Below are 14,559 nucleotides of genomic sequence, written 5' to 3'. Positions count from 1 at the left end.
CTGGCTAATTGTGGTCGCAGTAAACTTGCGCTAAAATTCGACTGATAAGCTTAAGCTTTTTGGCAATTCCCCACAGAATTAACCAGCAATCAAAACCCGAGGTAAACCACATGGATGTCAACTCCCAAAATGTCCAACCAATCCCGCCATTCAACGAGACAAACGAGGAAACACCAGAGATAGGTGGCGGTTTGCCCGTAATAGAATATTGGGCAGAACATACATTGTCCCCGGAAGGGCCGAAACTTTGGAAAACTTTGCTGCACAAAAGTGCTTGTTTGTCGTGTTCTTGGGGCACTGGCGGACAGAAAGGAGGTTTTACAAATGAAGAGGGCGAAAAACTTCAGCGGTGCATGAAAAGCGTCGAAGCAATCTCCGCTGAAATCAAGCCGGCTATCTCAACTCAATTTTTTGAACAGCAGAGTATTGCACAACTTCAGCAATTAACTTCAATGGAAGCCGATAGGCTGGGAAGGCTGAGTTTTCCGATGATTTTGCGGGCTGGTTCCTCTCATTACGATCGCATTTCTTGGCAAGAAGTTTATCAAATTGCCGAAGCTGCTTTTCGCAAAACCCCCGAACGAGTGGCATCTTACAGTTCCGGTCGTTCTTCCAACGAAGCGGCTTTTCTGCTGCAATTGATGATGCGGGCGATGGGTTCCAATAACTTAGCAGATTGTTCCGATCTCTGCCACGCTCCCTCGACAACCGGCTTAAGCGAAATGTTTGCCACCCGCACCTCGGTAGTGAGTCTAGAAAACTTGAAGGAAGCAGATTGCGTCGTGCTCGCGGGCAGCAATTCTTCCTACAACCATCCCCGCTTGATGAACGAATTGATTAAAATTCGCGACAAAGGCGGTAAAATAATTGTCATCAATCCGGTGATGGAAATCGGGTTAGTCAAGTTTGGTTCTCCCGCATTTCCTGTCAAATCGCTCATCCCCGGTTCCGATATTTCCTCCCTATACTTGCAACCAATTCCCGGCAGCGATACGGCGCTATTTGTAGGGATTCAAAAGTCTATAATCGAACAAGGATTGCTGGACGAAAGCTATTTGCAAGCTCATACAGAAGGCTGGGAAGCAGCAGTCCAGCACGCCCGCGAAACTTCTTGGGAAACTATTACTGAAACCTGCGGAGTTTCCCGCGCAGAAATTGAGGCAGCAGCCAGAATTATTGGCACGTCCCAGCGAGTTGTCTTCGGTTGGGCGATGGGAATTACCCAACACGATAACGGTGTAGATAACGTTTTCAGCATCGCTAATACTGCCTTAATGACAGGAAATGTCGGCAAAGAAGGGGCGGGATTAATGCCCGTGAGAGGACACTCAAACGTGCAAGGATTCGGCTCTATGGGCGTCACTGTGAAGCTGAAAAAAGAAATTCAACAAGCTTTAGAAAAGTTATTGAATCGTCCCCTGAGTCCTGTTAAGGGCTACGACACTCGATCGCTCATTGAAGCAGCAGAAGCAGGCAAAGTTGATACCCTGATCTGTCTGGGCGGCAACTTGTATGGGGCAAATCCAGATTTAACTCAGGCAAAACGCGCTTTAGCCAATGTTGAAACCGTTATCTACCTCGCAACCAAACCGAATTTAGGGCATTTTCACGGATTGGCAAAGCACAATACAATTGTGATCCCCGTGCTGAATCGCTTTGAAAACCCCCACAAAACAACCGTGGAATCTGGCAATAACTTTGTGCGTTTAAATGATGAGGGCGAAACTCATCTCCAGAATTCGGATTTGATTCCTGAAGTGCATTTTTTGACGGAATTAGCCAGCAGAATCCACGGCGATTTTCCGGTTGATTGGCGCCGACTTCAAGACACAAAATACGTGCGCCAATTGATTGCTAAAACTATTCCGGGCTATGAAAAAATAGCGACAATTGATGAAACACAAGAGGAATTTACCATCAGCGGCCGCATTTTTACAGAACCTAAATTTCCTACAGAGTCTGGGAAAGCGAAGATGTTTGTCACGCCTTTACCTAAGCTGAAATTACCGGAAGCGAAAGAGTTTGGACTATCGGAATCAACACAGGGTATTGTTGTAGCCTTAATGACGGGACGCAGCTATTCTCAGCATAATACTGTGGTTTACAAAATTGATGACAAGTACCGGGGAATGCCGCACCGCAACTGCATTTTGATGAATCGCGCGGATGCAGAAAGCACGGGTTTGCATGAACATCAACGGGTTACGGTGCAGGGAAATGTGGGGAAAATGGAAAATGTCGAGGTGATTTACGGGGCGGTTCGTGAGGGTGCTGCTTTGATGTTTTATCCTGAAGTTAATGTAATTTTTCACCCGGAGATTGAAAGGCGATCGGGCACGCCTGCTTACAAGCGCGTACCTGCTTTTGTATACGCCTAAGTTCGGCAAAGGATTCTGTAACGGATGTAACGGATGTTATGATTAGCTCTGCCTTCTGTCTTCTATAACTCACATTTTAGATGATTTTTAAGAACAGGCAAGATGCCTGTTCCACAAGGAGTTAATTTTTTGTGGGGAGTATGGGTTGGGCATCTTGCCTGCCCATATGCAAGTCTTAATTAACTCTTAATTTGCAAAGTTCTACCGCGCCAAGTCCACCCCCAACCGGTTTCAGTTTGAATCGCAGAACCGATCGCAATTGCGGCCACTAAGGATCGCGAATTAAATAACTTACAATTTTAATTGTTATTGTGGAAGTTATTTAATTCTCATTCCTAACGCACCTCCGAAACCTCCAAACCACCAGTATTTCGTCGGACATTCAGAAATCTCGGCACCCAAGGGGCGCAAAGTGTAATGCTGCCAAATTACGATTACGGATAAACAAATAGTTAACCAGGTAATTGGTTGGTTGGTCGCGGCTGACAAGCGAATTTCTTCATGTGGTATCCGCCACGTGATTTATCCGTGGAATTGATCCAAAATCTAAAATCGAAAATCCTCAAGAAAGAGCATTTATCTCGCGCAAGTCAATTTTTTAATCTAAAATCTAAAATCTAAAATCGCGCAATCGATTGACCTGCTAATATTTTAAGCCGGGGGTCGTTGAGATGCTGTTGCAGGGTTTCCCCGATCGCCTTGGTGTCGTCTGTCGATCGATCGTCTACAATTAAAACCTCTAAGTTGTCCACAGACAGCGGTGTACTCTCCCTCATGGCGATCGCGCAATCCCGAATATTCTCTGCCTCGTTGTATTGTAAAACTTCATTAAGTTTATAAGCATTAGTGGACAAAAGTAGTATCCTGTGGTCAGGAAGACCAAATGATACTACCTGACTAGGCCAAGGCAATAGGCATCACTCTACACAACCGCATGGCGAGTCGTGGAAAGCAAAATTAAGGAACCCAGACTCAACCATGCAACTAGCAGAAAGGCACATTATTAAGCATACAGAACACCGTTTTGCCGAACTCGATAACGCTTCGTGGCAATCCAAAAATCTCTACAACGCTGCTAACTACGTCCTTCGCCAAAACTTCCTCTACGGCTGGGGATATCTCACTTACAATCAGATGGCTAATTTGATGAAATCCCATCCAGCATATCAGGCACTACCTGCCAAAGTCAGCCAACAAATTTTGATGATATTGGACAAAAACTGGCAAGCTTTTTTCGAGGCTCTCAAAGCTTACAACAAAGAACCGACAAAATTTACAGGACGCCCAAAAATACCGAAGTACAAAGATAAAGTTAAGGGGCGAAATATTCTCGTTTATACAGTGCAAGCAATTAGCAGCAAACAATTAAAAAAAGGAATTATCAAACTTTCAGGGACAGAAATATCGATTCAAACAACTGTCAAGCCCGATCGAATTTGTCAAGTAAGAGTAGTTCCCAAATGCAATTGTTACGTAATCGAGGTAATTTACCATGAACAGGAGCCCGCCCGATATCGAGAGAACTCTGCATCGGTAGCCAGTATCGATCTCGGACTGAATAACTTAGTAGCGCTAACATCAAATCAACCAGGCTTTATCCCCCTACTGATTAACGGGCGACCGCTAAAATCCATCAATCAGTTCTACAACAAGCGCAAATCCCAATTACAATCTCAATTGAAAGGCAATCTTAAAACCTCATCAAGAATTGTGCGCCTCACTCGCTGTCGCAATCAAAAAGTCGATAACTACTTACACCATACTAGCAGGCTGATTATCGATATTTTGAGCGAGCGTCAGATTGGGACATTAGTAATTGGGAAAAATGTGCAGTGGAAAAACTGCATTAACTTAGGCAAGCAGAACAATCAAAACTTGGTCAGCATTCCGCACGCTCGATTAATTCAGATGTTGGAATACAAAGCTGTTTTGGCTGGGATTGAAGTAATAATACAGGAAGAATCCTATACTTCAGCCTCCAACTTCCTTTCTTTAGATCCGATTCCTGTTTACGGCGATAGCGATGCCAACAGCGTGGAATTTACTGGCAAACGCATCCACAGAGGTTTGTACAAAACGGCAGAGGGTTTGTTAATTAATGCTGATGTTAATGGGTCTTACAATATCATGCGAAAAGCACTCCCAAAAGCGTTGAGCAATGGGATAGGGAGCTGCGTAGTTCAGCCCAGGCGGGTTAATCCGCTCAAAGTAAAAGCGAAAGGGGAGGGGCACGATGCCTCCCATGTCATGTAATAGATGACTATACTTTTACCAGCTATGCTGGTACGATTACCGAAACTTTAGGAAACTACGCGGCGGGTTCCGGTGAGGGCCTCGCGGAACTTCTGTCGGTTTGAGGCGCATTTTTGACCGATCGGCGCAAATTCTTAGTGTAAGCTCTACTTACAATCAGAGAAAAAATTAGCAGGGTTAACAATATCAAAGCGAACTGACCTCAAAATTTCAGTACACGATTTGTCTCCCTAAATATTAAAAAATATTAAAACAAAAAGCTAGTCGATCGCCCGAAAAGTTATTTTGACCGAAACCATCCAGGATACAAGCCCCCGGATTCATCTCGCGCAAGTCAATGCTTCAATCTAAAATCTAAAATCTAAAATCGCGCAATCGATTGACCGCCTCTTTTGCTATAATTTGTGAGCATCTTTCGGCTCGCCCGCACCGAGGGGCAAGACCCCTCACCCAGACAGCGACCGAAAAGCCGAGGATAGATATCAGTTTTCAGAGGATATTGCAATGGGCGAATTTTTTACAGTCGATGTGTTTGCGAACACGATAGCGGTACTCGGCGCTTTGGGTTTTTTCTTTTTGGGATATCAAGCTTTGCAGATGTTGAAAAAATAAAGTATGTCAGAACTGAGATGTTGCACCATTGTCAAGAACGGGCAAGATGCCCGTTCCACAAAGAATGATTTTTCTCGTGGAACAGGCATCTTGCCTGTTCCTAAACAAGTAATTGAGAATGGTGCAATATCTCAGTCAGAAGTCAGAAGTCAGAAGTCAGAAGGAAAGAAGGAAGAGGGAAGAAGGAAGAGGGAAGAAGGAAGAAGGAAAGAAAAAAGAAGGAAAGAAAGAAGAAGGAAAGAAACAACTATTCCGAATACCCAATGCCCTGTTTTGCCAATGCCCAATGTCCTGTTTTGCCAATGCCCTGTTTTGCCAATGCCCAATGCCCTGTTTTGCCAATGCCCAGGAACACCTAATTTACCTGAAAAAGGCTATACAACTGACTCAACATTGCCACTGTTTCTTGCGAAAATCAACCAAAAAAAGGCTGCGTTATTATCATGGTGAGCCAACTTTTAGATGGACGCTATCAAATCATTGAAGTCATAGAAACAGGAGAATTTGGGCAAACCTATCTGGCCAAAGATATTCGCCGTCCCGGAGAACCGCAGTGCTTTGTCAAGCACCTGCGTCCCGGTACTACCGAACCGAAATTAATTAATACTACGCGCCGTCTTTTTCAAAAAGAAGCAGAAGTTCTAGAAAAACTCGGTCAACACGACCAAATTCCTCAGCTATTCGCTTATTTTGAAGAAAATGAAGAATTTTTCTTAGTAGAATCCTTCGTTGCCGGTCACTCGCTATCAACCGAGATTGTACCGGGCAAGCCTCTAACTGAAGAAAAAATGATTCCTTTGCTGAAGGAACTGTTAGAAATTTTAGTATTTGTACACGGACAGGGCGTAATTCACCGAGATATTAAACCGGCAAATTTAATCCGCCGCTATTCAGATAACAAGTTAGTTTTGATTGACTTTGGCTCGGTGAAAGAAATTCACATCGCTCAAAGACAAGCGCCGGTAACTGTGCGGATTGGCACTTTGGAATATATGCCGATCGAACAATTTCAATACAACCCGCAACTCAACAGCGATATCTACGCTTTGGGAATGATTGGCATCCAAGCAATGACGGGTTTGCCGGCTTACGATTTGCCGAAACTGCGGGATTTGAAAAATTCTAATAAAGGCGAAATTGTTTGGCGGCATTTAGCCACGTGTTCCCAAGCGCTGGCTGATGTTTTGGACAATATGGTGCGCTACGATTTTCGGGAGAGGTACCAGTCGGCGGCGGAAGCTTTAGCCGATTTGAGGAAAATTGGCGATCGCTCGCGGGCGCGGATTCCCAAGCTAACAATATATCGCGAAGAAGTCGATCGGCGCAGCAGCAGCCGGGGTGATATTACAGTCGTCGGTCGAAGAATATTAGATGAACTGCGCGTCAGTTTGGAATTGCTGCCAGAAGAAGCAGAGGCGATCGAAGATGAGGTATTGAACCCTTACCGGAAATACAGGGAAAAAGGCGAACGCTACGAACAATCACTGCAAGAAGCAATGCAGCAAGAATATCCCTTTTCTCTGGAAACTCGCGACGAATTAAAACGCTTGCAGCAAGTTTTAGGGCTTACCGACGAAGATGCCGCGAAAATCGAAGAATTAGTCATTCCTAAATCTTTATTTGCTAAATTGTACAAGGCGATATCCACAGTTTTGGAGGGACATCGCAACCCCAATCTGCCACCAGCGAGTAGCGCCCCTCACCTCGTCGAATTGCAGGCAAGTCCGGCGGTATCCCCGCAGGTAAATCTGAACGGAAAAACCGATTTGTCGAACTCCAGCCCAGCAGCACTTGTCCCCAAAGAAACTCGCAAATTCAACCCTTATCTTGCCGGGGCAACAATTGCGGCTATCTTAGCTGCGATCGGCGGAATTTACGGATATCTCAAATGGCAAGAATGGCAGCAGCTAGCCCAGAAAGAATCCCAACAGCTCAATCAAATTGAAGCTCTTTATACAGCCAGCAATTATGAAGGCTGCATCAGCCAAATACCAACAATTGCCGACACTTCCAGCACCTATTCGTCCGCTCAGGAGTTACAAGAACAGTGCCAAGCAGGTCTGCGTTGGAAGAACGCCACAGTCAAAAATTTCGCTCAGCATTCCGATGCAGTTGGGTCTGTTGCTTTCAGTCCCGACGGCTTAATGTTAGCCAGCGGTTCTAAAGACAAAACCATCCAAATTTGGGATTTAGCTACAGGCAAGTCGATTCGCACTTTTCCAGGAGATTCCTCCACTATTTGGTCGGTTGCTTTTGACTCAAACGGTACGAAACTGGCGACGGGAACCGGTTTTTGGCGAGTCATGTTGTGGGATTTGAAAACAGGGCAAGTGATTCGCAGTCTCGACCACACTGCTTCTGTTTGGTCTGTCGCTCTTAGCCCCGACGGACAGCTTGTCGCTAGCGGTAGCGGAGACAAAACCACAAAGATTTCGGATGCAACAACTGGCCGTTTGATTCAGAGTTTTCCAGACCATACAGATTTTGTTTATTCTGTTGCTTTCACTCCAGATGGAAAAAGTTTGGTTAGCGCTTCTAAGGATAAAAAAATTACAGTTGTGGATGTCGCAACAGGGGCGTTGCTCAAAACAATTGAGGGACATGGCGACGCGGTGAGGTCGGTTGCTGTTAGCCCGGACGGCAAGACAATTGTTAGCGGTTCCTACGATGAAAGTATTAAAATTTGGAATATCGAAACAGGAGATTTAATTCGCTCTATCAAGGGACATTCTGACGATATTGTCTCGGTTGCTATCAGCCCGGACGGGAAGTTTATTGCCAGCGGGAGCAAGGATAAAACTATTAAAGTTTGGGATTTTGCTACTGGAGAATTGCTGAATACTTTGACGGGACATTCCGATGAGGTTTATGTGGTAACTTTTAGTCCCGATGGCAAAACTATTGCTAGCGGTTCTAAAGACAATACTATTAAGTTGTGGTTGAGGTAATACGATTTTAGATTTTAGATTTTAGATTTTAGATGGGAATGACTTACTGCATAATGGTTGGGAATTTCCCTACAGTTGCATCCTTTTGAGGAACTGGTGTACTATCAATTCCGGTCGATTACCCCTAATATCATGTCCGAGCCATTGACCGTGATTAAACGCCGGGGCGGGTTTACAGATTTTCCCGTTTCTATTCAATATCTTGGTGAACCCGCCCCTACAGGAATCAGGGTTAATTGACCGGACATAATATAATACGGTAGGGGCGGGTTCACCCAAAATATATGCCAATAATTGACAATCTCAAAAACCCGCCCTTTTAATCGCTCGATCGTAAATGATATCATTAGTCATTGGTCATTTAATTGGTATAATTCAGCTCATTTTTGAAGGTTTGGGGAAAGTGCCAATAAGGCGTTTCTAATTCGTCCTCAGTTGGAGAATTTTCAGTTGAGTTCTCTCGGATTTGAAAAAAGTGGTAGAGGTTAGCGACAGTTAAATCGGATATTTCTTGCCAATTCGAGGCAGCTAAACCTTGATAGCCAGTAGCGATCGCCTGCTGGCTGACATAAACTTCGGATCTCCGGCGGATTTCCGGCGACACAGCGAAGGTTAGCTGGTCGCGCAAGGATAGAAAGTGAGACTTTTGCTTTAAACTTTCATAAAGTGAAGGTTCCGCAGCTAATACCGTGAATGTAGTGTACACGCTGCTTTTTAAACTCTCGCCGCTGAGTTTATCTAAACTAGCTAACTGGTGCTGCTCTTTTGGAGACAAAGTTTCCATCCAATCAACCTCATTGTGCCAAAATTCTATTACACTTAAATCATGACCGAGAATCCTAGTAACTTCGGGAAATAAAAAATCTAGTTCGGGTTCGGATTGACATCCTTTAACAACAGTTAGAAGATTTTGACGAATTTTTGATTGCAGTTCCCGGAGGCGATCGCTCACCATATAGTAGGCCCGCTGCAAGTGAAACGTGACCCCGATCGCCTGCTCGATCGCCCAAACACATTCCATTTGCCTGAGCTTTCCTGCAGAAGACAGCCCCTCCAACAAACTAGGATTATCATAAATTTTTAAAGCCTCAAACAGCATATCCCGCCCGCTATTAATTTCGGAATTCCGAAGTTTAATATCTGGCACTGTTAGGGCTGACTGACAGCGTTTGATAGCTTTAGAAAAAATCTCATAACCGTTAACCAGTTTCTGGCGGTGCATTTCAAAACTTGAGTCGTGAGCCACCTTAAAAATCTGCTGGATCACTTCTACTCCCCTATCTTTGAGGATGTGTCTGAGATCGATAAATCCGTCTTTAATTTTTAGCTTCTGGTGCTTTGCCTCTTCTCGGATTTTTAATACTTGGTTGAGGTTTACTGCTGACAAAACTGTGTTCGATACAGCGCCAATACCAATGACAGCAGCAGTCGCTTGCATCACTGCCAAATTAATTTTCAGACAGTTAAGCATTCTGTATATTTTTTGAAACCCCTGATGAGTTTGAGCAACCTGCAACGGCGCCACAGTGACGTACAGGGGAGCTACCAGCGGCTGTATGGGGCCACCTCCGGCTAACTGTGCGAGCAATCCTATAACTCCCCGCGAGGAAAGAGTTTCACTTCTTGATTGATAAAAAATTTTTGCGAGCTCCACAAACTCCCCTGTCACCGGATCTCTAGCTGCGGGGAGCAATTTTCCTGTTTTGGTAGCAGGCTGTACAAGGTTGCCACTATTGAGTCGCGCCTGAGTTGCAGGGGTGAATATATAATCCATGTTGTGGCTCAGTTTCCATTCAAAAAGGCAGATGTTTTGTATTGTATGCTGTTTATGGAAACGAGAGATGAAAGGAAATGAATGAGTATCTCAAGGCATTCCAGGCTATTAACCTGTTTAGCGATCGATTGTTGGCAGACGAATATCAATCCGTGGAGATTAAACAGTCAGCTACCCAACTCAATTTAGATGTGGAACCTTGTATTGACGAAATTAAGCAATCTGCCATCAGGCTCAAAGAGCTACTTCAGGTATGTTTCAAAGATGTATCTCAGGCTGAGGATGTCTGGAATAGCAAGCCGAGAATTGCGGGAGCATCTCCTGTTGATGTCTGGGAGCAAATTGGCGAACTAAGCGGATGCGATGTGAGAATTCGCACTTTAGGAAAACAGGGCAAATATGATGCTGTTGCTAAAGTTCGCAAATCTTGGAGCGACAAGGCAACCAAGTTAAAAAATCATTGGTTTTTGTGGGATAAAAACTCTCAAGTCTTTCAAAGAGATACTATTGGTTTTTTTGAAAAAGATAATTTGCACAAAGAGTTGCGGAATGAAGTTGATTCCCAGGCAGAGCGAGTGATTTTAATTATGGAAAATGAATTAAATTTAATTTTTAAAGAATTACAATCTATTGATATAGAAAAAATTGAACTTTGTATTGAATGCTTTGACCTAAACAGTCAGTCTAAATTTAGAGAGCGACTACAATCAATAGGCGGGGAGATTGTATCGAAGTTTACGGAGCCTCTGAAATATTTGCCGGATTCTTATATGAAGAGTTTTAAAGAAACGCTGAAAGAACCTGTAGAAACTCTGGTTCATAAAAGCAAGATGGGAATCAGTTCGATCGATTTTGAAGAGTGCTGTAAAGTGATTGGCTTAATCCTAGAAAATGTGATTTTAGCAATTTTTGAGGAGCGTCTGAAACTGGGAATTGAAACAGTTGAAAAAGCGATTAAATTCTACAATAATTTTTTAGAGAAGCAGGCGCGGTATCAGAAAGAAACGCCCCAACAGCGAGCGGCGGAAAAAGATTGGATTGAAGGCCAGCGGCAGCAACTCAGGGAAATTCAGCAGTATATTGATGCAGTCATTAGTCATTAGTGGTTAGTTATTAGTAATTGGCAATTTGTAATTAGGAGTTAGTAATTAGTGTTTTAACTACTAATTACTGACCCCTAACTGTTGAATTCACCCAAACAGGACTTACACAGAAGCTAATTAATTATTTACGGCTCCATGCACACCGCACCTTAGCGCTATAATTAGCGCGTCAAACCACTTTTTGCGTAAGTCCTGCTAAAAATAGATACAAGCCCCGGAATTAAGTCAGGGAAATAAAAAAATTAGACTTTAGTTCAACTTCCCACTCAAGGCTGGGGAGTTAATCTAAAATCTAAAATCTAAAATCTAAAATCTAAAATCGAATGATTATTGATATTGACCGCTGATTTCGTAAACGATCGCGCCCAAAGACGCTAAGCTAGCTAAAATTAGCATTCCGGCCGGCATGAATTTTTGAGTTTTAACAAGGCGCACAATAAAGACTATTACTAAAACAGCGGAGATGGCTGCTGCTAATGTTAAACCCCAACTTTGTCCCATAAGCTGGGCGGTGCCGGCAAAAATTAGCAGCGAACCGCTAATCAAGCCCGAAATGAGCGAGGCTTGGCTTTTGGCCTTGATATAACCCATGATGCCGCCAACCAGTGTTAAAATGCCGTAGCCGATCGCCGCTGCTGTACCTAAATTCATTTTTAATCCTCCCGATTTCACTGTTTGCATCTAAATTTATACAGCGCGGCCTGCAATTAGTGTCACGAATTGTTAGAAAATTTATTAAAGCCAGTCAGGATATGTAACTGTTATACAATTGCCATTATGTCAGCCCTAACTTCTGGTGCGATCGCCCAAATCCGTTACCTCCAGCGCCTCGCAGCATCCCTGCTGCTGTATCAATCGGTTCTCAAAAGCCCCGCCGGCCAAGCCTTTCTCGATTTGCTGCAAGCCCTTCACCACAGCGAAGTCAGCGGTTTGGAATGTCAGGTAGCTTACGGGAACTGGTTCAAACTTCAGGCTGCTAAAAATTTAAGCTGGAAAGATTCTTTGATTTGGGAAATTCTCAAAAACGAAAACCCCTTTTCACGCCGAGCACAGCAAACAGATTTTGCAAGTTTGCCCCCCGCTTTGGTGGAGGCCGCCCGACATGATTTAGAAGTGCTGCAAAATATTTACGAATGCAGCAGCGAACAGTTGAGCAAGTGGGTGCGGGTAGCGGGTCAACTTGACGCAGTGCCTCCGATTTGGCATTCAGAAAGTGTAGCAGAACAGGGAGATTTGCCGCTGCACGGAAAACTGGAAAAATGGTCGAGCGCTACGGAATCTTTGGCAGCTTATTACCGACAGTTTGGCACGGGTTTGTTTGCCGAATATCGCGCTTTTGCGTGGCGGGGAGGGCAGTTGGCGAGTATTTCCCATCCCGATCGCATAACTTTAAAAGAGTTGGTTTGCTGCGATTGGCAGCGGGATGCTTTGGTGAAAAATACGGAGTTTTTGCTGGCAGGTTATCCGGCTTTGCACGTCTTGCTATACGGCAGCCGCGGTTCGGGCAAGTCTTCTTTGGTGAAGTCGCTGTTAAATGAATTTGGATCTCGCAATCTGCGCTTGATTGAAGTATCTAAATCGGATTTGCAAGATTTGCCGCTAATTGTCGAGCAGTTGCGGGGAGTTCCTCAAAAGTTTATTATTTTTGTGGATGACCTGTCTTTTGAGGAAGATGATGATGCTTTTAAAGCTCTGAAAGTTGTGTTGGAGGGGAATGTGACTGCCCGCTCTCAAAATGTGGTAGTTTACGCCACATCTAACCGCAGGCATTTAATTCGAGAGTTTTTTGACGACAGGCCTCGCCCCCGCGACGGAGATGAAGTTCACGCTTGGGATACTGTGCAGGAAAAACTTTCATTTAGCGATCGATTTGGCTTGACTTTAACTTTTGAACCGGCAGATCAAAACACTTATTTAACAATTGTCCGACATCTGGCAGAACTTGCTGGAATCAAACTCGCTGCTGAGGATTTGGAACACCGCGCTAAAGAATGGGCAACTCGTCGCAACGGGCGATCGGGCAGAACTGCGCGACAGTTTGTTGATTTTCTGAAAGCAGATTTAGCCCTTTTTGACAAATAGATGGTCTGCGCTGTAATGGCGGGTTTTAACTGAGATGTTACATCCTTCTCAATAAGTTTTTTATGAACAGGCTTTTCGGCCTGTTCCACAATAAAATTCACTCTTTGTGGAACAGGCCGAAAAGCCTGTTGCTTACAAGGGTGCAAGATGCCTGTTTTAGCCGATATATGGGAAGGCAATTCAGGATCTGAATAAACCCGCCGTTGCAGCGCCGAAGGGCGAAATAAAAATTCTTAATTTTTTCATAATTTTATTGATAATAAATAACTAACCAAATTTGATATAATTATCAAAATCTCCCAAGAAACCTCCAGAGCCAGAACCCATCCTGACTCCATAAATCCACCACTAAATAATGAGGAAAATATCATGGGTTTATTTGATAAAGTATCGAAGACTCGCCAAGAAACGGAAGTAACTTTAGGGCCGGCCGAATCATTTGCGGCGATCGCGCTAATTGCCGTAGCAGCCGACGGTTACATCAATGACAGCGAAAGTAAAGCGATTAGCATGACGCTATCTCGGATGCAACTGTTCCGCAGTTATCCTGATGACGTGATGAGAAAAATGCTCGATCGCCTGCTGATGATTATGCAACGGCAAGGAGTGGAGGTACTGTTTAATGCCGCTTTGGCAATGCTTCCCGACGAACTTAAAGAAACAGTTTTTGCTGTGACAACTGATATCGCTTTAGCAGATGGCGAGGTTTCAGAAGAAGAAGAACAACTTTTGAACGATCTTTACAGTGCATTGGGGATTTCCGAAGATATTGCCCTCAAGATTATAGACGTGATGTTGATTAAGAACAAAGGTTAAGAAATCAGGGGAAGGAGTGAGGAGGGCGAATTTTACAATCTAAAAAATTAGTGCCTACTTACTTAGCTGACAACTTCTCCAAAAGTGCGGGTTTACCGATATGATGGTTGGTAAAATTGCGATCGAATTTGCGATCGCCGTTACTACCTCAAATGCCTTTCACTTACACCCGCACTGTTCGCTTTCAAGATACCGATGCTGCTGGAGTCGTTTACTTTGCTAACGTTTTGGCGATGTGCCACGAAGCTTACGAGGCATCTCTAGCAGCATCGGGAATCAATCTCAAAGCATTTTTCAGCAATCCCGAGGTTGCCTTTCCCATAATTCATGCTAGTGTAGATTTTTATCGCCCAATGTTTGCGGGCGATCGGCTGATAATTCAATTGACGCCCAAACAACTTACGGGCGATGAATTTGAAATTGCCTATCAAGTATTTTCTCAGGAAGTTGCAGGAAGAAGCGCGGCTAAAGCTCTGACTAAGCACGTCTGCATCGATGCAGTTGGCAGAACTCGAAAACAGCTATCTGAAGACTTGATGCAGTGGATGAGGAAAATTGAGAGTTGAGATTTCAGATTATACTAATTCTCAAAA

General features: G+C 44.1%; 11 protein-coding genes. 8 read left to right on the top strand and 3 right to left on the bottom strand.

Annotated features, from left to right (window positions below):
• Window positions 1-110: 110 nt before the first annotated feature.
• Window positions 111-2,378 carry an FdhF/YdeP family oxidoreductase gene (locus tag QUB39_RS06430; RefSeq protein ID WP_333052598.1) on the top strand — a complete coding sequence of 756 codons (2,268 nt, stop codon included), beginning with the start codon at window positions 111-113 and terminating at the stop codon, window positions 2,376-2,378.
• Between the two features lie 617 nt (window positions 2,379-2,995).
• Here the strand turns inward: QUB39_RS06430 and QUB39_RS06425 are convergent.
• Window positions 2,996-3,232, bottom strand: coding sequence for a glycosyltransferase (locus tag QUB39_RS06425; RefSeq protein ID WP_333208404.1), 237 nt, complete (start codon window positions 3,230-3,232; stop codon window positions 2,996-2,998).
• Window positions 3,233-3,356: 124 nt separating this feature from the next.
• Here QUB39_RS06425 and QUB39_RS06420 point away from each other — a divergent pair, with 124 nt between their 5' ends.
• The 3 genes from QUB39_RS06420 to QUB39_RS06410 all read left to right on the top strand — a co-directional run bounded on the left by QUB39_RS06420 (window position 3,357) and on the right by QUB39_RS06410 (window position 8,191).
• Window positions 3,357-4,631, top strand: a complete 1,275-nt coding sequence (locus tag QUB39_RS06420) for a transposase (protein WP_333052604.1) — start codon at window positions 3,357-3,359, stop codon at window positions 4,629-4,631.
• Between the two features lie 615 nt (window positions 4,632-5,246).
• A complete protein-coding gene (locus QUB39_RS06415) occupies window positions 5,247-5,693 on the top strand; it encodes a hypothetical protein (RefSeq protein WP_333052606.1) in 447 nt (148 codons plus the stop codon).
• Window positions 5,687-8,191 (top strand): protein kinase domain-containing protein, encoded by a 2,505-nt coding sequence (locus tag QUB39_RS06410; RefSeq protein ID WP_333208403.1) that lies wholly within the window; start codon window positions 5,687-5,689, stop codon window positions 8,189-8,191. The genes QUB39_RS06415 and QUB39_RS06410 overlap by 7 nt, the downstream gene beginning before the upstream one ends.
• A 361-nt stretch (window positions 8,192-8,552) precedes the next feature.
• Here QUB39_RS06410 and QUB39_RS06405 read toward each other — a convergent pair whose 3' ends face one another.
• Complete coding sequence (locus tag QUB39_RS06405; RefSeq protein ID WP_333208402.1) at window positions 8,553-9,965, bottom strand: hypothetical protein; 1,413 nt, start codon at window positions 9,963-9,965, stop codon at window positions 8,553-8,555.
• A 77-nt stretch (window positions 9,966-10,042) separates the two neighbouring features.
• On the opposite strand from QUB39_RS06405, the gene QUB39_RS06400 reads away from it, so the two are divergent.
• A complete protein-coding gene (locus tag QUB39_RS06400; RefSeq protein WP_333052613.1) occupies window positions 10,043-11,068 on the top strand; it encodes a hypothetical protein in 1,026 nt (341 codons plus the stop codon).
• Window positions 11,069-11,395: 327 nt separating this feature from the next.
• Here QUB39_RS06400 and QUB39_RS06395 read toward each other — a convergent pair whose 3' ends face one another.
• Complete coding sequence (locus QUB39_RS06395; protein WP_190735279.1) at window positions 11,396-11,719, bottom strand: TMEM14 family protein; 324 nt, start codon at window positions 11,717-11,719, stop codon at window positions 11,396-11,398.
• A gap of 126 nt (window positions 11,720-11,845) precedes the next feature.
• On the opposite strand from QUB39_RS06395, the gene QUB39_RS06390 reads away from it, so the two are divergent.
• The 3 genes from QUB39_RS06390 (at window position 11,846) to QUB39_RS06380 (ending at window position 14,532) form a co-directional block, all read left to right on the top strand.
• Window positions 11,846-13,150, top strand: coding sequence for an ATP-binding protein (locus QUB39_RS06390; RefSeq protein ID WP_333052616.1), 1,305 nt, complete (start codon window positions 11,846-11,848; stop codon window positions 13,148-13,150).
• A 369-nt stretch (window positions 13,151-13,519) separates the two neighbouring features.
• Window positions 13,520-13,966, top strand: a complete 447-nt coding sequence (locus tag QUB39_RS06385; RefSeq protein ID WP_333052618.1) for a tellurite resistance TerB family protein — start codon at window positions 13,520-13,522, stop codon at window positions 13,964-13,966.
• A 116-nt stretch (window positions 13,967-14,082) separates the two neighbouring features.
• A complete protein-coding gene (locus QUB39_RS06380; RefSeq protein ID WP_445243093.1) occupies window positions 14,083-14,532 on the top strand; it encodes an acyl-CoA thioesterase in 450 nt (149 codons plus the stop codon).
• Window positions 14,533-14,559: the final 27 nt, after the last annotated feature.

The organism is Microcoleus sp. AT8-B5 (genome assembly GCF_036705565.1).
Taxonomy (GTDB): domain Bacteria; phylum Cyanobacteriota; class Cyanobacteriia; order Cyanobacteriales; family Microcoleaceae; genus Microcoleus.
This window is presented reverse-complemented; position numbering and strand designations above follow the sequence as displayed.